The following is a 19,345-nucleotide window of genomic DNA, read 5'->3' as shown; positions in this document are numbered from 1 at the left end:
TCAGCCGCCGATGGCCTGCTTGGCCGTGTCGAGGGCCGTCGTCCACGCCTTGTCGGAGGTGACGTTGCCCGCCTCCAGCTCGACGAGGGTGTTCAGCAGGGCGCCGTTGATCGGCGTCGTGTCGGGACCGTTGTAGAAGGAGGGGAACTGCTCGACCGAGGTGGCCATGACCTCGCCGATCTTCGAGTCGCCGAAGAACGGGTCGGTGTAGTTGCGGACCTCGTCGCTCGCGACCGCCTCGGTGGCTGCGGGCAGGGTGCCCGAGGCCGCGAAGTGGTCGGTCTGGCCCTCGGCGGACATCATGGTCTCGATGTACTGCCAGGCGGCCTCGGGGTGCTCGGCGCGGGCCGGGATGGCGATGACGCTGCCGCCCCAGTTGCCGCCGACGCCGGGGACGCTCGTGACGCGCCAGTTCCCGGCGGTGTCGGGGGCGTCGGTCTTGATGCCGGCGAGGATCCACGACGGCGCGATGGTCACGGCGAAGGCGCCGTTGGCGCGGCCGGGGGCCCAGCCCGAGGACCAGGCGGCGATGCCGGCGCTGATGCCGGCGTCCTTGGCGTCCACGGCGACCTGGAACGCGTCCTTCACCTGCGGGTTGGTGTCGTAGACGAGCTCGCCGTCGGGCGAGTAGTACTTCTCGGAGACCTGGTTGACGGTCGAGAAGAAGACGCTGGTCTCGATGTTGTCGACGAACGGCTTGCCGGTCGCCTCGGTGTACTTCTCGCCCATGGCGATGAAGGACGGCCAGTCCTTCCACATCGCGGCGACCTCGGCCGGGTCGGTCGGCAGACCGGCGGCCTCGAAGAGGTCGGCGCGGTAGGCGAAGCCGAGTCCGCCGACGTCGGTGGGCACGCCCACGACGGAGCCGTCGTCGGCGGTCGCCGCCGAGGCGGCCCACGGGAGGTAGGCGGAGGCCACGTCGTCGCCGCCGAGGGTGCGCAGGTCGAGGAAGTTCGAGCTGTTGGCGACGAACTGGGGCAGGTCGTCGTTCTGGATCATGACCAGGTCGGGCACCTTGCCGCCGGCCAGCGCCGCGGTGAGGGCGGTCGCGGTCTCGGTGGTGCTGCCGACCTCGGAGAGCTTGATCTTCGCGTCGGGCATCTTCGCGAGGTACTCGTCGACGCTGTCCTTGGCGTTGATGCCGGTGAAGGACCAGAAGGTCGCCTCGGCGTTCGGGTCGTCGGACGCGCCGCCACCGCTTCCGGACGAGCATCCGGTGAGGGCGAGGGCCACGGCGGCGGCTGCTGCGGCCACGGCCGTCAGTCTTCTTTTCACGATTGTTCCTCTTCGTCGGGGATTCGCGGGGGGTCTCGCTGGAGGAGACCGGGAGCAAGAGAACGATCTCTTGGACGCCAAGGTAGCTGGCCTTTCCCCCTCGTGCAAGCGCGATCACGGAGTCGTTACCGCAGCGTGAGATATCGATCTCCCCTAGTATCTGTAAGAAGTTTCGCAAATCGGACCGCTACGGCCCCGGGGGAGGCGTCCCCGTGGGACTCTGGAGATCGAGCATCCGGCGCCCCGGCCGGCTCCCCTCCTCGTTCAGAAGGATGCAGCCATGACCCGACCCACGCTCGTGGACGTCGCACGGGCCGCGGGCGTGTCCCGCGCCACCGCCGCCCGGGTTCTCGCGGGCGGCACGAACGTCGACGTCCGCATGTCGGCCGCCGTCGAGCACGCCGCGAAGCAGCTCGGCTACGAGGCCAACAGCGCCGCGCGGATGCTGCGCGGCGGCCGCTCCGGCGCGATCGCGCTGATCGTCGCCTTCAACGAGCTCGACAGCCTCACCGGCACGTTCTTCACCTCGGTGCTCAAGGGCGCCGCGAAGGGGCTCTACGCCGCCGAGGTGCAGCCGGTGCTGCTGCCGGCGGACCACGACGACGGCGACCGCATCCCCAAGTTCCTCCGCTCGCGCGCGGTCGACGGGGCGATCGTGATCCTGCAGCACGAGATCACGCACCTCGCGCAGGCGCTCGCCGACTCCCCCGTGCCGATCGCCTGGGTCGGCCGGCCGCGCGTCGCGCTGGCCGAGGACGCCATCGTGATCGACTCCGACAACTACGGCGGCGGCCGGCTCGCCGCCCGCGCGCTCGCCGACTCCGGCCGGCGCCGGCTCGGCATCATCGCCGGCCCGCACGACATGGAGCCGGCCCGCGACCGCATCCGCGGCTGGCGCGACGAGCTGACCGAGCTGGGGCTGGATCACAGCCCGATCGTGCACGGCGAGTTCACCCTCGAGAGCGGCTCGGCCGCGATGGCGCGGCTGCTCCAGCGCCACCCCGACCTCGACGGCGTCTTCGCCTCCTCCGACCTGATGGCCAACGGCGCGATCCGCGTGCTGCAGGCCTCCGGCCGGCGGGTGCCCGCCGACATCTCGGTCGTGGGCTTCGACGACGTGGTCATCGCGACCACCTCGGACCCGACGCTGACCACGATCCGCCAGCCGCTCGAGGACATGGGGCGCGTCGCCGCGGAGACAGTGGTCGCCGTGGTGGCGGGCCGCGAGGTCGACCGGCAGCCGATCCTCGCGACGACGCTCGTGCAGCGGGAGTCGGCGTGATGCCGCCGCCGCATCGCGTGATCGTCAGCACCGACGCCGCGAACGAGGCCGACGACCAGTTCGCGATCGTGCAGGCGCTGCTGAGCGCGACACTCGACGTCCGGGCGCTCGTGGCGGCGCACTTCGGCCGGCCCGGGAGCCTGCGGGAGTCGCGCGCGGAGATCGATCGCGTGGTCGCCCTCGCGGGGGCCGACGTGCGGGTCGTCGACGGGGCGTCCGCGGCGCTGGTCGCCGGCAGCTCCGCGGAGTCCGTGGCGTCCGAGGGCTCGCGCGTGATCGTCGAGGAGGCGCTGCACGGCGAGGGCCGGCTGTGGATCGCCGTGCTCGGCCCGCTCACCGACGTCGCCGCGGCGCTGCTGGCGGAGCCGTCGATCGCCGAGCGCGACGTCGTCGTGGTCTGGGTGGGCGGCCCGCCCTACGAGGGCATCGCCGCGTACCACCCGGAGTTCAACCTGATCAACGACGTCGCCGCCGCGAACGCCGTGCTCGCCTCCGGAGTCGCCGTCTGGCAGATCCCGATGCCCGTCTACACGATGGTCGGCGTCGGCCACGCCGAGCTGCGCACGCGGCTGGGCGGCACGAGCCCGCTCGGCGACTACCTCGTCGACCAGCTGATCGCGTTCAACGCGACGATCCCCTACGGCCCGCTCGACTTCCGCTCCCTCGGCGACAGCCCAGCGATCGGCGCCGTGATGAACCCCGCCGGCGGCCGCTGGCGCTCCGTCCCCGCCCCGCGCTTCACCACCGCTGGCGACCTCCAGCCCGGCGTCGGCCCGCACCCGATCCGCGTCTGCGAGGCCTTCGACACCCGCTGGCTCCTCGAGGACCTCTTCGCGAAGCTCCTCGAGTTCGGCCGCGCGCGCCGCTGAGCCGTCCGCGAGGCGGTGAAGCGGCGGAGTCATGCTGATCGAGTAGCGCCCGCAGGGCGCGTATCGAGATCCCCCTCCTCGAGCACGGCTGTCTCCGATACACGGCCGCACGGAGGCGAGCCGACCGCGAGGCGGCTTCACCGGACGAAAGAAGTCCGGGTCGACCGATCTCCACGAGATGATCGCGTGATGTCACCGCGATTCGACCGAACGGGCAGGACCGAATTCTCCGATCGAGCGGACGAGAAGCGGGTGGTATTGCCTAGTCATGGACGATTCGCACCGGATGCCTCCCTCCCGCCTCGAGAAAAGCGAGACCCGGAGTCCCCCGTGTCACCGATTCCTTTTCCTCTCTGAGTGCGAGCGGCTCGCCCCCGCTCCGGCGGCCCGGCCCTGCTCGCCCTCTTCGCCCTGATCCTCGGCATCCTCGCGTTCCTCACCGGCCTGGTCCCCGGGCTCGGGCTGATCCTCGCGATCGCGGCCGTCGGGCTCGCAGTCTTCGCCCTCGTGCGCAAGCAGCCGAAGGGCATGGCCGTCACCGGCCTCGCTCTCGGCTCGATCGCCCTGCTGACCGGCATCGTCTCCACCGCCGTCTCCGCCGGTTCCTCCGATTCCGTCACCGCCGAGACGAGTGCCGTCGAGCCCGCCGAGCCAGCTCCCGCTGCCGCCGAGACGGAGGAGGCCCAGGCGGCCGAGGTCCCGGCCGAAGCCGCACCGGTGGAGGAGACTCCCGCCGAGGAAGAGGAGCCCGCCGAGGCAGCCGCCCCGGCCGCGGGGACCGCCGCGGCTCCGATGGCTCAGCCGTACACCGCCAAGGGTCTGTTCGGTGGCGACAAGTACAGCCTCACCGCGAGGATCGTCGACGCGAATGCCGGCGGACTGGTCGCTGAATGGAACATGTTCAATTCCGAGGCGCCCGCCGGATTCAAGTACGTCGTCGCCGAATTGACGATGACGGGGATCGATCCCGACGGAGTGGAGCCCTCTCTCGCCGGTTTCGACCTCTCCCTCGCGACTCCGGAGGGCAATCGATACGACAACGAGTACGTGACCCTCGGCGAGGGAATGTCTTCCATGAGCGACGGACCGACGCTCTATCCGGGCTCGACTTTCACGGGATACACCACCTACGTCGTCCCCGAGAGCGCGCAGAGCTTCCTTCTGTTCGACAACGGGAAGTACATCTCCTTCTAGAGATCATCGTCCTCGGCATCCAGCGGGTGCCGAGGACGTCCGCTGATCGGCGGGGGTCTCGGTCGCCGGACGGGACTCGTCGGCCGCGTGGCTCGGACTCCTCGAGCTCGTCGCCGGCGAGCACCCGTCGTCGTCCGTGCGGAACCGGTCGCCGGAGTGCCGCGTCACCTGCACCTGTCGATCGTCCTCGCGGCCACCTCGAGCTGGATCCCCGTGCGACCGCTCGAGGGCGAGGAGGCCGAGCGGCCCGCCCGACGGTACTGTCTAAGACTTTCTACCGCTGTCTAACGTTTTTCTTAGATTCGGGTAGATTCCCTCAGCCTCGCCCCGCCGCAGTCCGATCGCGCGGCCCGCGAGGCGTCCTCGAACCGTCCAGGCGGCACGATGCTCAGCAGCAGCGCAGGGGCAGCGCGCGGCGGAGCGGTCGATCGGCAGCGTCGTTGCTGATCGAGTAGCCCGCTCCGCGGGCGTGTCGAGATCCACCCAGCAGAGGACGCCGGGTCTCGATACGCGGCTGCGCCGCTACTCGACCAGCATGGACGGCCCGCCTCGCCCCACGGCAGCACGCCGGCCCCAGCATGCCGATCGACCACCCACAGTGCGGCCCCAGCATGCTGATCGACCAGCCGCAGGCCGACCGCGTCATGCTGATCGAGTAGCGCCCGCAGGGCGCGTATCGAGATCCCCCTCCTCGAGCACGGCTGCCACCGACCTCCGGCTGGTCGGCGAGCAGGTCGTCCCCGTCCTGTCCGGCTACGCGAACGGGTCGACGTCGCGCCAGGCGCGGCCGAGGCCCACCTCGCGGCGGAGGCGGAGGAGCGGGTCGCCCGCGGTGTAGACGCGGCCGCGCTTCTCGCCGCTCGTCGCGAGGAGACCCGCCTGCGCGAGCGTCGCCAGGTCCCGCGTGGCGGTCTGGGGACTGATCGATGCTCCCGCCTCCGCCAGGGAGGCGATGTACCGGCCGCGGCTGACGGTCGCACCGAAGAGCGCGTCGAACAGCGGATCCAGGGCCCGGTCGTCGATGCCCGCGGCCCGCAGCAGCTCGCTGAGGGCGGTCGAGGCGTCGCTGGCGGCGGTGATGCGCGCGGCGCGCTCCCGGGCCTGGTTGAGGTGGGCGGTGAGGACGAAGCGGATCCAGGGGCGCACGCTCTCGGGCGTCGCCGAGTCAGGATCCCAGGCGCCCCGGCCCACCTGCGCGAGGACGTCGTAGTAGGCCTGCGTGCGGCGGCCCAGGTACTCCTCGATCGAGAGGAAGACGGGCGAGACGTCGTCGTCCGCGGCGAGGACGAGGGACTGCAGCACGCGGGCCATGCGCCCGTTGCCGTCCTTGAAGGGGTGGACGAGCACGAAATTGAGATGCGCCATCGCCGCGTCGACGAGGTGGTCGCCGGTCACGACGATCGTGTCCGCCAGCTCCTCCATCAGGGCCGGGACGGCAGCGGCGGCGGCTCCCTCGTGGACGATGTCCCCCGTGGTCTCCTGCTGCACGAAGACGGGTCCGGTCCGGTAGCGACCTGGTCGCTTCGAGAGGTCGTAGGACGTCACCATGTAGTGCAGGCTGCGGATCAGGGTGGGGTCGACCACGACGGGGTCCTGCGCGAGCTGGAGCACGTAGGTCATCGCCAGCTGGTAGCCCGCGAGAGCGCGCTCCGTCTCCTCGTCGACGTCGACCGGCCTCTCGCCCTGCGCGATCGCCGCCACGTCGTCGACGCTGGCGTGGATGCCCTCGATGCTGTTCGACCCCTGCACGTTCCGCGCGAACGTCATCCGCCGCAGCGACGCCGTCCACCGGTTGCCCTGACGCACCTGGTACCTCAGCGAAGCGCTCAGCTCCAGAATCGCGGCGCGGACGTCGCTCTCCTCGCTGCTCAGGTCGGGGGCGACGTACATACGGCCCTCCCGAGTCGATGACTATTAATTAGCATCATAGCTCGGAAGGCATGCGGTCGCCGAGGGGGCGATGAGAACGACTCCTGGCTGATGGTTCTGCGCGGGAAGGGCCGGCTAGGCGCGGGCCGCCTTGACGTACGCGACGAGGGCGTTCGCGTGCCCGTGGCCGAGACCGTGCTCCGTCTTCAGCCAGGAGACGACCTGCATGTGCGTCTCGGAGTCGAGCCGCTCGTCCACCAGGTCGAGCCACTCCTGGACCGGACGGCCGTAGGTGGTCTCGATGCTCGGGAAGTACGACGCCGGGCCCTTGGGCTTCGAGCCGTCGGCGGGGGGCTCCGGTGCGAGGACGCGCGAGGGGGTCATGCCGGTCACTGTAGCGGCGCCGGGCGCCGGGTCTCGATACGCGGCTGCGCCGCTCCTCGACCAGCATGAAGGAGGCGCCGCCCTGCGATGCCGGGTCGGCAGAGCCATGCTGATCGAGTAGCCCTCGCAGAGGGCGTATCGAGATCCACCCGCCTGGAGACGTGGGGTCTCGATACGCGGCTGCGCCGCTACTCGACCAGCATGAACGGCCCGCCCCGCCCCACGGCAGCCCGCCGGCCGCAGCGTGCTGATCGAGTAGCGCCCGCAGGGCGCGTATCGAGATCCGCCCCTCCGGGCACGGCGGGTCAAACCTGCAGCTGCTCCCTCGCACCCTGAGCTGCTGACGCGACGCGACGCGGCTGCGGCCCCTCGTTCCGCGTCACGCCCTTGCCGACCCCGGTGATTCGGAGGACGCTCGTGACCATACGCAGAAGACCATGCCGATGAGGCCGGACACCGGTCGGTCCTTCTTCGACGAGGAGGAGAAGACGGATGCAGAGGACGGGCGGAGGAGCGATGAGGTCCCTGGGCGGCGAGGTGCGGAGGGAGCTGCGCGGCGCGGTCGCCTCCCGGCTCCTCCTCGTCCTCCTGCTCGCCGGCGCCGTCTTCGCGGTCTGGAGCGCGGTGACCGACGTCGGCAACGCACGGTCGACGGCGGCGCTGTTCGAGAGGACCGCCGCGGAGTACCGCTCGGCCGGGCACTCCGTCGAGGAGGCACTGGCGGAGCCCGTGAGCGTGACCACTCACGAGGACGGGCGGACGGAGATCGACAATCCTCTCCGCTACGACTTCGAGGCGGCGACGGCGGCCTCGGCGGCGCTGACTCCGCTCGGAGCGGTCGGCACGGGGCTGAGCCTCGCGGTGTTCCTCGTGACCCCGCTCCTCGGCTACGCGACGGGGCTCTTCGCGGCGACCACGGATCTCCGCGGCGGATCGATCATCGTGCGGTGGCCGCAGGTCCGCCGAGCGCGCACCTTCGTCGCGGCGAAAGCGGCGCTCCTCGTCGTGGCCGTCCTGGCCTTCGGCGCGGCGCTCGTGCTGACGGCGGCCGCCGCCGGGCTCGTCACCGCGCAGCTGAGGCCGTTCCCCGTCGACGGATCGTCGTCGCCGCCGTCCGCGGATCCCGCGGCGATCGGCGCAGTGGCGGTCGCCTTCGTGCTGATCGGGGTCGCGTTCGGGGCGCTGGGCTTCCTCGTCGCGACGCTGACACGGGAGCGCGCGTTCTCGCTCACCGTCTTCGCCCTGGCCTACTACCTGCTGCCGATCCTGGGAACAGGTGACCCGCGGAACCTCGTTCCCAGTGTCGCGGCGCCGTGGCTCGTCTTCCACGGCGGGTTCCAGCCGCGGGCCGTCGGCGACCTCGGCGTGCCGCTGAGCGCGCTCGCCCTCGGCGTCGGGGCCCTCCTGCTCCTCGTCGCGAGCGCGGCGGTGTGGTCGCTGCGCGACAAGACGCCGCGGGGCGTCTGAGCGGCTCCGCGCTGTCGTCCTCGGCGTCCGCCGCGCTGGGGACGCGGGGTCTCGATACGCGGCTGCGCCGCTACTCGACCAGCATGAGGGGTAGCCCCACGACAGCACCCCGACCGACGCGCGCTGAACAAGCAGCGCCCGCAGGGTGTCCGCAGCATGCTGATCGCGTAGCCCTCGAAGCGGGCGTCTTGAGATCCACCTCGCTCGGGACAGGGCCGCGCCCATCATCAGCCGACACCGCCCGGCCTTCCCCGTCAGCGGAGGGACCCTCTTCTCACGTCGGCCGTCAGCGCTGCTGGTCGAGCGAGCTCTCCCCCGGCGCGGGCTCGAGGTCGTCCGACGACGGTTCGGGAAGGACGTCGTCCGCCGGCGGCTCCGCGCGCAGGTACTGCGCCGAGATCGTGCGGTACGAGCGGGTGAGCATCGCGGCGCCGGCCGCGACCACCATGATCACCCCGCCGATCAGGAACACGAGCGCGATCCCCCGCCCGACCCCGTCGCCCAGCAGCCAGCCGTACGCCGCCCGCCCGTCCGCCGACTCCATGTACGGGATCAGCGCGAACTCCGCGATCGGCGCGATCAGGAACGCGGTGATCGGCGCCGCCGCCGACTCCAGCGCCGCGGCGAAGCCGAAGACGCGTCCCTGGGTCTCGAACGGCACCACCTTCTGCACGACGGTCTGCTCCGCTGCCTCCACCGCGGGGATCAGCGTCATGTAGACCCAGATGCCGCCGGCGTAGAGCCACCACCAGTCGCGGAGGGTGAAGACCGCGCCAATCACGCCCATCGCCATCACCAGCAGCAGCATCGTCCGGATCGGGTTCCGGCCGAGCCCGAGCTTCGCGACCAGCAGCCCGCCGATGATGAAGCCGGTCGCGGTCACGCCGAGCACGACGCCCCACAGCTCCACCGGGAACAGCTCGAGACCGTACGGATCCATCAGCGCGAGGTACACGCCGCCGATCAGGTTGTTGAAGGTCGAGAAGACGATCAGCGCGAAGAGCCCCGTCGCCGCGCGCACCGCCGTGATGCTCCCCCGCAGATCGATCAGCGGGGCCCGCGAGCCGGCCGCCGCGGGGATCGCCTCGGCGATCCGCAGGAACAGCAGGTGCACGAGCGCCGCGGCGGAGACCCCGATCGCGATCAGCAGCGTCCAGCCCATGCCGAGCAGGCCGATCGAGAGCCCGCTGAACACGCTCGTCACCACGAACGCGAGCCCCTGCACCGTGCCGACCAGGCCGTTCGCGTTCGCGTGGCGCTCCACCGGCACCATCAGCGTGACCGTCGTCGACAGGGCGATGTTCCGCATGTTCTCGATGACCGCGCCGAACAGGACCGTCCCGGAGAAGACCCAGAACCAGGGCCCGCCGAAGTCCAGCAGTGTCGCCTCCGGCAGCGCGAGGTAGAGGCCGCCGGCGACGCCGAACGACACCAGCGTCACCGCCCCGGCGAACACCATCACCCGGTGCTTCCGGTGCCGGTCCACGATCGTGCCGAAGGCCATCGCGAAGACCGCGACGAGCAGCATGTACGCGCCGCCGATGATCCCGGTGGCGAGCACCGACCGCGTCTCGAGGTACACCCAGAAGGTCAGCGCGAACCAGAGGAAGCTCGTCGTCACGTTCGCGACCGCGGTGTTGACGAGGATCCAGCCGAAGGTGCGCAGGCTCGCCGCGCTCGGCTCCGCGGCGGGTGCGCCGCCGGCCTCGGGGACGGTCGAGGACATGGCTTCCCTCCGCTCGGCGACGGCCTGCCCGGAGTCGTCCCGGACCGCCGTCGCAGCCACTGTAGGCCCGCGCCGCCGACCGGTCGAGAGGCGACCGGGAGAGCAACGCGACCTCTCCGCGGACGCCGTCGCGTCACTCCGCTCGCGGCAGCGCCACCCTCATCCGGTAGAACCGGTCGGCCGTCCCCGCGAAGACCGCGAGCCGCTCGGCCGGCGAGAGCTGCGCCGTCAGCGCGTCGAACGCCGAGTACAGCTCGGTGAAGGAGCTGTAGAGCCCGTCCACGGGGAAGTTGCTGCCGAACATCGATCGGTCCGGCCCGAAGACCTCCAGGGTCTCGAGGACGAACGGCGCGATCGACTCCCGGGTCCAGGAGTGGTCATTGGTGCCGAGCGCCGAGATCTTGACGACGGTGTTCTCCTGCGCGGCGACCGCGGCCAGGCCCGCGCGCCACTCGGCGACCGACTCCGGATCCCGCCCGATCGGCATGCCCAGGTGATCGAGCACGATCGCCGTCCCCGGGAAGTCCGCGGCGAGCGCCGCCGCCTCCGCGAGCTGCGCGGGGAACACCTGCAGATCGAACGAGAGCCCCAGCCCCTGCAGCCGGCCGAAGTTCGCCCGCCAGACCGGATCGCCGAGGATGTCGCCCCGGTCCCGGTGGCTGAAGACCGGGTCCGGATGCCAGTTCAGGATGTCGCGGACACCGCGCGTGACCGCGAACGCGGCGTGCTCCTCGAGCAGCCGCGGCGCCTCCGGATCGAGCAGCGACACGTGCGCGACGTGCACGGTCGGCACCGCGCTCTCCCGCGCGAGCGCGTCGATCCACGCGGTCTCGGCGAGCGCGTCCGCGGCTCCGTTCTCGACGTGCACCGAGGCGAGCAGGGTCACGCCGCGGGCGTCCGCGCGGTAGTCGTCGACGCTGTAGGAGCGGCGGAGCGGGCGGTCGTCGCCGTGGTAGCGGAACGGCTCGGCGGGTCCCTCCAGCCACGGGTACGAGCGACGGAGGTCGGTGAGGTGGTGGTGCGCGTCGATGACGACGAGGTCAGGCATGCGGCTCCTCCGGTCGGCGGGCGAGCCCGGCGAGCGTGCGGTGCACGCCGGTGTGGTCGAGGTCGCCGTCGCCCTCGGCGATCATCCTCTCGAACAGCGCGGTCACCGCGGCGGTGGTCGGCAGCACGACGCCCTCCGCGGCGGCGGACTCGGCGATGAAGCGCAGGTCCTTGAGCTGGTTGCGGGCGCTGCCGCCCTCGGCGAAGTCCTCGTCGAGCCACTTGCGGCTCTTCTGCTCCAGGACCTCGGTGCGCGCCAGTCCACCCTGCAGGAGCTCGACGACCGTGGCGGGGTCGAGACCGGCGCTCCGGGCGAGCAGCAGCGCCTCCGACACCACGGCGACGGTGCCGGCGACGACGATCTGGTTGCAGAGCTTGGCGGTGGCGCCCGCTCCGCTCGGCCCGAGGTGGCGGACCGTGCGCCCGAGCCGCTCGAAGACGGGGAGCACGCGGGCCACCGGCTCGTCGGCGCCGCCGACCATGATGCTGAGCGTCGCGTCGCGGGCGCCGACCGTTCCGCCGCTGAGCGGGGCGTCGACCACCTGCACACCGTGCTCCGCGGCGAGGCGGCGGGCGAGCCCCGCGACCGCGACCGGCGAGATCGTGCCGTGCACGACGAGCACCGGAGCGGCGATCCCCGCCGCGCGCCAGCCCGCGAGCAGGCCGTCCTCGCGCTCGAGCAGCCATTCCACCTGCACCAGATCGGGCAGCACCGTCAGCACGACGTCGCCGGCCGCCGCCGCAGGGGTCGGCGCGACCACGGCGCCGAGCTCCGCGAAGGGCGCGGCCCGCGACGCCGTCCGGTTCCACACCGTGAGCGCCCCGCCCGCGAGCAGGTTCCGCGCCATGGGCGCGCCCATCGGTCCGAGGCCGAGCAGCGAGAGCTTCACGCGCCGGACCCCGCGGGCGCCACATCGGCGAGCTCCTGCGGCGCGACGTCGTCGAGCAGCACCCGCGCCTCGAAGCCGAGCAGCTCGCGGGAGCGGGTCAGATCGAGCCCGACCGCGCGCCCCTCGAGCCGCCCGCGCGGGACGTCCGGGGCGATCGCGTCGAGCGCGTCCGCGGTGCTCCCGCGCAGATAGGTGAGCGGAGCGGCCACCAGGATCCCCGGCGCCGGCGGCGTCTCGTGCAGCAGAGCCGCGAGAACGGCCCGCGCCGAGTCCGCAGCGTCGAGATAGCTCCAGCCCTCCGCCGCCTGCCGTCGCGGGTCGGCCGCCAGCACCGCCCGCAGATGCGCGCCGAACACGCGGCCGCCGTCCACGGTGATGTCGCGGACCAGCGGGTAGCGCAGCCCGGTGAGGCTCAGCCCCCAGGTCGCGTGCGCCATCCGCGCCGCGTCCTCGGTCGCGAGCTTGGACAGCGAGTACTCGTCCGAGATCCGCGGCTCCGCATCCTCGGAGTAGGGGAAGACCGGCGGCAGCACCTGCTCGGCGCCGAGCGGGTAGCCGTTGGCGTTGATGCTCGAGGCGTAGACGACCTTCGCGACACCTGCCGCGGCGGCGGCGGCGAACACCGCGAAGCTGCCCACCGCGTTCACCCGGTAGGTCTCGACCGCGTCCGCCATGCCCAGCCCGGCGTAGCCGCCGAGGTGCACCACCGCGTCCTGCCCGGCGACCGCCTCCGCCAGCACGGCCGGGTCGGTCACGTCGCCGACGATCGAGCGGACGTCCGCGTCCGACGCGACCCGGTCCAGGACGGTGACCACCGTCCCCTCCGCCAGCAGTGCCGCGACCGTGGGCCGGCCGATCAGGCCGCAGCCGCCCGTCACGAGGACGCGGGCCCCGTCGAGCATCGTCAGCCGCGCCGTCACGCGCGCACCGACGGCGTCGACTCGGTGGGCGGCGCCGCGACGTCCTCGCGCTGCTTCTTCCTTCCCCGCGAGAGCATCGGCCAGCCCTTGCTGCCCTGGTCGAGGGTGACCGCGATGAGGACGACGAGTCCGGTCACGATCTGCTCGTAGAAGCTCGGCACGTTCAGCAGCACCAGACCGTTGGTGAGAGCGCCGAGGATCAGCGCACCGACCAGGGTGCCCGCGATGCGGCCCTCGCCGCCCATCAGGTTCGCGCCGCCGATCACCGCGGCCGCGATCGCGGTCAGCTGGTACGGGCTGCCCGCGTCCGGCTGCGCCGCGTTGATCCGGGCGACGATCACCAGGCCGGCCAGCGCCGAGAGACCGCCGGAGATGCAGTACACCGCGATCTTCACCCGGTGCACCCGCACGCCGGAGAGCCAGGCGGTCTCCTCGCTGCCGCCCACCGCGATCACGTTCTGGCCGAAGACGGTCTTGCGCAGCAGCAGCCAGGCCGCGATGCCGACGACCGCCACGATCAGCACGACGACGGGCACACCGCCGACGTAGCTGTTCAGCAGCAGGATGAACTCCTTCGGCACGTCGTAGACCGGCTTGCCGTTCGTGGCGACGTACGCGCCGCCCTGGAAGACGCTCATCGTGCCGAGCGTCGCGATGAACGGCGGCAGGTTGAGCTTGGTGACGAGCAGCCCGTTGATCCCGCCGCAGACGAGACCGAGGACGATGCCCGCGGCCAGTCCGAGCAGCGGCGGCACCCCGCCGTTGACCAGCAGCGACGCGCTGACGATGCCGACGAAGCTCGCCATCGCACCGACCGCGAGGTCGATGCCGCCGGTGATGATGACGAAGGTCAGGCCGATGCCGATGATCGCGTTCACGCTCGCCGACACCGCGACGTCGCGGAGGTTGCCGAGGGTGAGGAAGTTCGGGTTCAGGACGCCGAGGACGACGAAGAGGACGACCGCGGCGAGGTAGATGCCGAAGGCCTGCAGGTTGAAGGAGCGGCGGGGCGGCGTGGCGACGCCCCCGGTCTCGGGGGAGGTCATGAGATTCCTTTCGCGACGCCCATGGCGTTGGTGACGATGCTGTGCTCGGTGATGTCGTCGCCGATGTGCTCGGAGACGAAGCGGCCCGCCCTCATGACGAGGACCCGGTCGCTGAGGGAGATGATCTCGGGCAGGTCGCTCGAGACGACGATCACCGCGTGCCCCTCGGAGGCGAGCTGGTCGATGAGCTCGTAGATCTCGACCTTGCCGCCGACGTCGACGCCCTTGGTCGGCTCGTCGAAGAGGAAGACGCTCGCGCCGAGCCAGATCCACTTCGCGATCACGATCTTCTGCTGGTTGCCGCCGGAGAACTGGCGGGCGTTCAGCCGGACGTCGGCCGGGCGCAGCGACATCCGCCGGCCCATCTCCTCCGCCGTCGCGATCTGCCGCTTCGTGCTGATGAACGGACCGAAGCCGTTCAGCTGCCGGTCGGAGGTCAGCGCGACGTTCGCGTAGGCCGGGGTCTGCAGCACGAGCCCCTGGTGCTTGCGGTCCTCCGGGATGAAGGCGATCCCCGCGTCGCGGCTGTCGCGCGGCGAGCGGACCTTGAGCGTGCGGCCGGCCAGCCGGACCGTCCCCTCGGTGCCCTCGTCGGCGCGGATCAGCGCGCGGAGGAACTCGGTGCGCCCCGAGCCGACCAGGCCCGCGATGCCGACGACCTCGCCGCGCCGCACCTGGATCGACTCCGGCCCGACGCCGCTCGGATGCGTCACGCCCGTGGCCTCGAAGTGCACCTCGGCGTCCGCGGCGACCGGGTGCCGCCGCTCGAACGAGAGCAGCTCGCGCCCGACCATCCGCCGGACGATGTCCTCGGAGGACGTCTCGGCGATCGGCGCGTCGTAGGCGGGCCGTCCGTCGCGGAGGACGACGACCGTGTCCGAGACGCTCATCACCTCCGGCATCTTGTGCGAGACGTAGATCACGCCGACGCCCCGCCCGTGCGCGATCTCGCGCACCCGGGTCAGCACGCCCTCGACGTTGTGCTCGAGCATGCTGGTCGTCGGCTCGTCCAGAGCGACGATCTTGGCCCCGAAGGCGAACGCCCGCGCGATGGTGAGCGCGTGCCGCTGCGCCGGGCTGAGCCGGCCGACCGGCGTCCGCCCGTCCATCGGGAAGCCCATCCGGTGGACGTCCTGAAGGGCCTGGTCGATGTCGCCCTGAGCGGAGGCGCGCTGCGTGCGCGTGCGCCCGAGCAGCAGGTTCTGGGTCACCGTGAGCTGGGGCACGATGGCCGGCTCCTGGTGCGCGATCCGCACCCCCTCCGCGAGTGCCTGGCGCGAGGTGTACTCCATCCGCCGCACGCCGTCGATGGTGATCGAGCCGCGGTCGGGGCGGAGGGCGCCGCCGAGGATGTTGAGCAGGGTGCTCTTCCCCGCGCCGTTCTCGCCCGCGAGCGTGCGGATCTCCCCGCGTTCGAGGGTGAAGCTCACGCCGTCCAGGGCGCGGACGCCGGGGAACGACTTCGCGATGCCGCGGACCTCGAGCAGATGCTCGGCCATGTTCCGTCTTCTTTCCTGATCGAGAGGGGCCTTGCCGGGAGTGCGCTCCGCCGGAGGGTCTCCGGCGGAGCGCGGGGGTCAGCCGCGGGTCACGGCATCCCGGTCTCGTAGTCGGCGACGTTCTCGCTGTCGATGATGAAGGCGGGCACGTCGATCCAGCCCGGCACCTCCTTGCCGGCGAGGAGCCAGAGCGCGGCGTCCACGCCGGTCGCGCCCTCCGTCGTCGGCAGCTCGCTGACGGTGGCGGTGTAGTCGCCGGCCAGGATCTGCTTCTTGGCCTGCGGGATGCCGTCGGTGCCGACGAGGATCACCTTCCCGGTGAGGCCCTTGGCGTCGATGGCGGCCTGCACGCCGAGCGCCATGCCGTCGTTCTGCGAGTAGAAGGCCTTGATGTCGGGGTTCGCCGTGAGCATCGTGGTCGCGATCTCCTGCGCCTTGGTCTGGTCCCACGAGGCCGTCTGCGAGGCGACGAGCTCGAGGTTCTCGTGCTTCGCGAGCGCGGCGGTGAAGCCGTCGCCGCGGTTGATCGCGTTGGAGGAGCCGGGGTCGCCCTCGATCATCGCGACCTGGCCGCCGTCCGGCAGCAGATCGGCGATGTAGTCCGCCGCCGTGGCGCCGATGGTGGTCGCGTCGGGGCCGACGTAGACGACTCCGGGGACGTCGCTCTTCGCGTCGTTGAGCACAACGGCCGGGATGCCGTCGGCGAGGGCGGACTCGAAGACCGAGTCGAGGCCGGTCGCCGAGATGGGCGAGGCGAGGATCGCGGTGCAGCCCTGGTTCATCGCGCTCTTGGCCTTGTCGAGCTGCTCGGTGATCGAGGACTCGTCCGTGACGTCGAAGGTCTGGTAGTCGACGCCGAGCTCCTTCGCGCGGTTCTCGAAGCCGTCGCGCTCGTAGCCCCAGAACTCGTTCGAGAGGGTGCGGGTGATGTAGCAGAGCTTGGCGCCGTCGGGCACGGCCGGGTCGCCGAGCGAGGAGGTCACCTCGTCGACCGGGGTCTGCGCGGAGGAGTCGACGAGCGACACGATGTCGGCGCCGGAGCCGCCGGCGGCGGCACCTCCGCCGTCGCCGTCGGGCGAGGCGGAGCAGCCGACGAGGAGCGTCAGGGAGGCGAGCCCGGCGAGGGCGGCGCCGGTGGCGCGGGTGGGGAAGGACATGGGAGGGGGCCTTTCGTCATCGGAAGGTGGGGCGGGGTGTGCGGGGTCGCGGAACGCGAGGGTGGTGCGGAGGCGGGCCGGGCGGAGGACGCGCCCGGCCCGAGGGGGTCAGGAGGCGAGCAGCGCCTCGGTCTCGCGGCGCAGCTCGAGCGCCTCGGCGAGCGACTCGTCGATGATCACGTCGTCCCAGCCGACCGTCGCGCCCTGCGCGATGTCGTGGCGCAGCTCGACGTGGTGGGCCAGGGCGACGGGGAGCGCTCCGATGGCGACCGAGTGCTTCGCGGAGACGAGCTTGCCGTAGACGGTGAAGCCGCCCTCGCCGTCGAGGAACTCGCCGGCCTTGAGGTCCTTCTTCGCAGTCGCGACGACGTCGCCGTAGAAGCCCTCGGGGTGCCCGGTCGAGATGCCGCGCAGCGCCGCGTTGGCGATCGACACGTTCAGCTCGAGGCCGACGTAGTGGTACGGCCGGTAGAGCGCCGCGTACTGCTTGGTCGGGTCCGGGTGCCACGGGTACTCGTCGAAGCAGGTGGACACGTAGGGGTTCGTCGCCTTGACCACGACGTAGACGCCCTCCTGCGTGTTGTGCGGGATGAGGGAGCCGTCGCGCCGGACGCTCGACATCACGTCGACCGTCCCCTCGTGGTCGAGGGCGCCGCCGATCGAGCTCGGCCGGCTGATCGTCGCGATCTCCTCGACGTCGCCCGGCGTGAACGTGAGGCCGGAGTCGGAGGGCACCAGGCCCGCCGCGTTCGCGACCGCCGCCATCTCGATCGCGGCCTTCGTGCCGTCGCGGAACGAGGTGTGCATGTACGGGTTGAGCTGGCCGGAGTCGGTCAGCTCCTTGCTGAACTCCCAGTTCTCCCAGACGTTGTCGGGGTTCATCTGGTGGTAGTGCTCGAGGTACTTGGCGCCCTTGCCGGCGCAGACGACGTCGAAGCCGCTGGTGCGGGCCCAGTCGACGAGCTCCATGATCAGGGCGGGCTGGTCGCCGTAGGCCATCGAGTAGACGATGCCCGCGGCCTCGGCGCGCTTGGCGAGCGCGGGGCCGGCCAGCGCGTCGGCCTCGACGGTGACCATGATGATGTGCTTGCCGGTCTCGATCGCCCGGAGCGCGTGGTGCACGCCGACGATCGGATTGCCGGTCGCCTCGACGATGACGTCGATGTCGTGCTCGAAGAGGACGGCGGCGTTGTCGACGATGGTGGTCGTCCGGTTCGCGAGTGCCTCGGGGATGTCCGCGGCCATCGCCTCGGCCGGCCAGTCGACCAGCTCGAAGGCCCCGCGGGCCCGGGCGACGTTGACGTCGGCGATGGCGACCACGTGGACGCCGGGGATGTTGCGCGCCTGCGAGAGGTACATGGTGCCGTAGCGCCCGGCACCGATCAGCCCGATGCGGATGGGGCGGCCCTCTCGTTCGCGATCGCCGAGGAGTTTGTACAGGTTCACGGTGGCCTCTCTGGTCCGGGGGCGCACGGACGCAGAGGGCCGCCTCGGGGGCGGAGGACGTCGTCGTCGTGCGCAGTCTTCGTCGGGGAAGTGCTGCTCGCCGGCCCCAGTGGAACCGGTACCAGTTTTGTACCAGCAACGATTAGAGTGTGTCAACAGCGGGCGCGGCGGCCCGGTCCGGCGCCGATACGATTGCCCGACAGCTGGGGAGGAACCGTGCAGAAAGCACCGACGATCCGCGACGTCGCGCGCAGTGCGGGCGTCTCGGTGTCCGTGGTGTCGCGCGTGCTCAACGACGGGACCGGCCCGGTCGCCGTCGACACCCGGCGCCGTGTGGTCGAGGCGATCGAGCAGCTCGGCTTCCGGCCGCGCGCCGCGGCCCGCGAGTTGAGCCACGGTCAGACCCTGTCCATCGGTCTGGTCCTGCCCGACCTCACGAACCCGTTCTTCGCCCGCCTGGCCGACAGCGTCGTCTGGGAGGCGCGCGCCCGCGGCGCCCAGGTCCTCCTGATGACGACGCAGGAGGACTCGCACGTCGAGGGCGAGTCGCTCACCAGCCTGCTCGACCGCTCGGTCGGCGGCGTCATCGCGACCCCGTCCGGCGAGAACCTCGAGAAGTGGTCGCGGCTGCGCCGGGCCGGGATCGACGTCGTCTTCGTCGACCGCACCACCCCCGGTCTCGACGACGTCGACGTGGTCAGCATCGGCAACTCCGCCTCCGCCGCCCGGGCGACCGATCATCTCCTCGCGCTCGGCCACCGCCGGATCGCGATCGTCTCGGGGCCGCTGCGCACCTCGACCGGCCAGGCGCGCGTCGCCGGCTACCGCGCCGCCCTCTCCGCCGCCGGTCTGCCGATCGACGGGACGCTGATCCGCGAGGTCCCGTTCCGCGGCGACATCGGCGGCGAGGCCGTCGCCGCGCTGCTCGCGCTGCCGGAGCCGCCGACCGCCCTGATCGTCGCCAACACGGCGCAGGTGCGCAGCGCCGTACACCGCCTGTTCCAGCTCGGCGTCGCGATCCCCGAGGCGCTCTCCGTGGTCGTCTTCGACGACAACCCGTGGAGCGAGCTCGTCACCCCGCCGCTCAGCGTCGTCCGCCAGCCGATCGACATGCTCGCCCGGCACAGCGTCGACCTGGTGCTGGCCCGGATGCAGGGCCGGATCCCCGACACCCCCCAGCACATCGAGGTCCAGGCCGACCTCGTCATCCGCTCCAGCTGCGCCGCCCCGGCGCAGCGCTGACTCCGCCCCACCACCCCTCCACGAAAGGCACT

16 protein-coding genes are annotated in these 19,345 nt (G+C 71.7%); 5 read left to right on the top strand and 11 right to left on the bottom strand.

Going from position 1 to position 19,345, the window contains the following annotated elements; genetic code table 11:
• Positions 1-1,254 carry an extracellular solute-binding protein gene (locus EDF22_RS19605; protein ID WP_123706486.1) on the bottom strand — a complete coding sequence of 418 codons (1,254 nt, stop codon included), beginning with the start codon at positions 1,252-1,254 and terminating at the stop codon, positions 1-3.
• A gap of 301 nt (positions 1,255-1,555) precedes the next feature.
• On the opposite strand from EDF22_RS19605, the gene EDF22_RS19600 reads away from it, so the two are divergent.
• From EDF22_RS19600 to EDF22_RS21015, 3 genes are all read left to right on the top strand, one after another.
• Entirely contained in the window at positions 1,556-2,557 is a 1,002-nt protein-coding gene (locus tag EDF22_RS19600; protein ID WP_123446870.1) for a LacI family DNA-binding transcriptional regulator, read from the top strand.
• A 17-nt stretch (positions 2,558-2,574) separates the two neighbouring features.
• Positions 2,575-3,426, top strand: coding sequence for a nucleoside hydrolase (locus tag EDF22_RS19595; RefSeq protein WP_221180978.1), 852 nt, complete (start codon positions 2,575-2,577; stop codon positions 3,424-3,426).
• Positions 3,427-3,783: 357 nt separating this feature from the next.
• The gene (locus tag EDF22_RS21015; RefSeq protein WP_185039150.1) at positions 3,784-4,620 is read left to right on the top strand and encodes a DUF4190 domain-containing protein; all 837 of its coding nucleotides are present in this window, start codon (positions 3,784-3,786) and stop codon (positions 4,618-4,620) included.
• 753 nt (positions 4,621-5,373) lie between these two features.
• On the opposite strand, the gene EDF22_RS19585 is transcribed toward EDF22_RS21015, so the two are convergent.
• Both EDF22_RS19585 and EDF22_RS19580 read right to left on the bottom strand, forming a co-directional pair.
• Positions 5,374-6,510: a Fic family protein gene (locus EDF22_RS19585; protein WP_123706484.1), complete on the bottom strand. Its 1,137-nt coding sequence runs from the start codon at positions 6,508-6,510 to the stop codon at positions 5,374-5,376.
• Positions 6,511-6,624: 114 nt separating this feature from the next.
• Entirely contained in the window at positions 6,625-6,873 is a 249-nt protein-coding gene (locus tag EDF22_RS19580) for a DUF4287 domain-containing protein (protein WP_123706483.1), read from the bottom strand.
• Positions 6,874-7,389: 516 nt separating this feature from the next.
• On the opposite strand from EDF22_RS19580, the gene EDF22_RS19575 reads away from it, so the two are divergent.
• Complete coding sequence (locus EDF22_RS19575; RefSeq protein WP_123706482.1) at positions 7,390-8,340, top strand: hypothetical protein; 951 nt, start codon at positions 7,390-7,392, stop codon at positions 8,338-8,340.
• 286 nt (positions 8,341-8,626) lie between these two features.
• Here EDF22_RS19575 and EDF22_RS19570 read toward each other — a convergent pair whose 3' ends face one another.
• The 8 genes from EDF22_RS19570 to EDF22_RS19535 form a co-directional block, all read right to left on the bottom strand.
• A complete protein-coding gene (locus EDF22_RS19570; protein ID WP_123706481.1) occupies positions 8,627-10,066 on the bottom strand; it encodes an MFS transporter in 1,440 nt (479 codons plus the stop codon).
• A gap of 133 nt (positions 10,067-10,199) precedes the next feature.
• Entirely contained in the window at positions 10,200-11,114 is a 915-nt protein-coding gene (locus EDF22_RS19565; RefSeq protein WP_123706480.1) for an amidohydrolase, read from the bottom strand.
• The gene (locus tag EDF22_RS19560; RefSeq protein ID WP_260303574.1) at positions 11,107-12,003 is read right to left on the bottom strand and encodes an NAD(P)-dependent oxidoreductase; all 897 of its coding nucleotides are present in this window, start codon (positions 12,001-12,003) and stop codon (positions 11,107-11,109) included. The genes EDF22_RS19565 and EDF22_RS19560 overlap by 8 nt, the downstream gene beginning before the upstream one ends.
• The gene (locus EDF22_RS19555) at positions 12,000-12,923 is read right to left on the bottom strand and encodes an NAD(P)-dependent oxidoreductase (RefSeq protein ID WP_123706479.1); all 924 of its coding nucleotides are present in this window, start codon (positions 12,921-12,923) and stop codon (positions 12,000-12,002) included. The genes EDF22_RS19560 and EDF22_RS19555 overlap by 4 nt, the downstream gene beginning before the upstream one ends.
• Positions 12,920-13,969: an ABC transporter permease gene (locus tag EDF22_RS19550; RefSeq protein ID WP_123446898.1), complete on the bottom strand. Its 1,050-nt coding sequence runs from the start codon at positions 13,967-13,969 to the stop codon at positions 12,920-12,922. The genes EDF22_RS19555 and EDF22_RS19550 overlap by 4 nt, the downstream gene beginning before the upstream one ends.
• A complete protein-coding gene (locus tag EDF22_RS19545; protein ID WP_123706478.1) occupies positions 13,966-15,468 on the bottom strand; it encodes a sugar ABC transporter ATP-binding protein in 1,503 nt (500 codons plus the stop codon). The genes EDF22_RS19550 and EDF22_RS19545 overlap by 4 nt, the downstream gene beginning before the upstream one ends.
• Before the next feature lie 89 nt (positions 15,469-15,557).
• Positions 15,558-16,625, bottom strand: a complete 1,068-nt coding sequence (locus EDF22_RS19540; RefSeq protein ID WP_123706477.1) for a substrate-binding domain-containing protein — start codon at positions 16,623-16,625, stop codon at positions 15,558-15,560.
• Between the two features lie 108 nt (positions 16,626-16,733).
• On the bottom strand, positions 16,734-18,071 hold the full coding sequence (locus tag EDF22_RS19535) for an NAD(P)H-dependent oxidoreductase (protein WP_123446901.1): 1,338 nt from the start codon (positions 18,069-18,071) through the stop codon (positions 16,734-16,736).
• A gap of 216 nt (positions 18,072-18,287) precedes the next feature.
• Here EDF22_RS19535 and EDF22_RS19530 point away from each other — a divergent pair, with 216 nt between their 5' ends.
• On the top strand, positions 18,288-19,313 hold the full coding sequence (locus EDF22_RS19530; protein ID WP_123706476.1) for a LacI family DNA-binding transcriptional regulator: 1,026 nt from the start codon (positions 18,288-18,290) through the stop codon (positions 19,311-19,313).
• Positions 19,314-19,345: the final 32 nt, after the last annotated feature.

The organism is Rathayibacter sp. PhB127 (assembly GCF_003751665.1).
Taxonomy (GTDB): domain Bacteria; phylum Actinomycetota; class Actinomycetes; order Actinomycetales; family Microbacteriaceae; genus Rathayibacter; species Rathayibacter festucae.
Note: the sequence above shows the minus strand (reverse complement) of the source record. Positions and strands in the feature narration are given on the sequence as shown.

Bases quoted from the DNA above. Each gene is read 5' to 3' on its own strand.
- EDF22_RS19600 (WP_123446870.1), top strand. From the start codon at position 1,556: ATGACCCGACCCACGCTCGTGGACGTCGCACGGGCCGCGGGCGTGTCC.
- EDF22_RS19585 (WP_123706484.1), bottom strand. From the start codon at position 6,510: ATGTACGTCGCCCCCGACCTGAGCAGCGAGGAGAGCGACGTCCGCGCC.
- EDF22_RS19580 (WP_123706483.1), bottom strand. From the start codon at position 6,873: ATGACCCCCTCGCGCGTCCTCGCACCGGAGCCCCCCGCCGACGGCTCG.
- EDF22_RS19575 (WP_123706482.1), top strand. From the start codon at position 7,390: ATGAGGTCCCTGGGCGGCGAGGTGCGGAGGGAGCTGCGCGGCGCGGTC.
- EDF22_RS19570 (WP_123706481.1), bottom strand. From the start codon at position 10,066: ATGTCCTCGACCGTCCCCGAGGCCGGCGGCGCACCCGCCGCGGAGCCG.
- EDF22_RS19565 (WP_123706480.1), bottom strand. From the start codon at position 11,114: ATGCCTGACCTCGTCGTCATCGACGCGCACCACCACCTCACCGACCTC.
- EDF22_RS19550 (WP_123446898.1), bottom strand. From the start codon at position 13,969: ATGACCTCCCCCGAGACCGGGGGCGTCGCCACGCCGCCCCGCCGCTCC.
- EDF22_RS19545 (WP_123706478.1), bottom strand. From the start codon at position 15,468: ATGGCCGAGCATCTGCTCGAGGTCCGCGGCATCGCGAAGTCGTTCCCC.
- EDF22_RS19540 (WP_123706477.1), bottom strand. From the start codon at position 16,625: ATGTCCTTCCCCACCCGCGCCACCGGCGCCGCCCTCGCCGGGCTCGCC.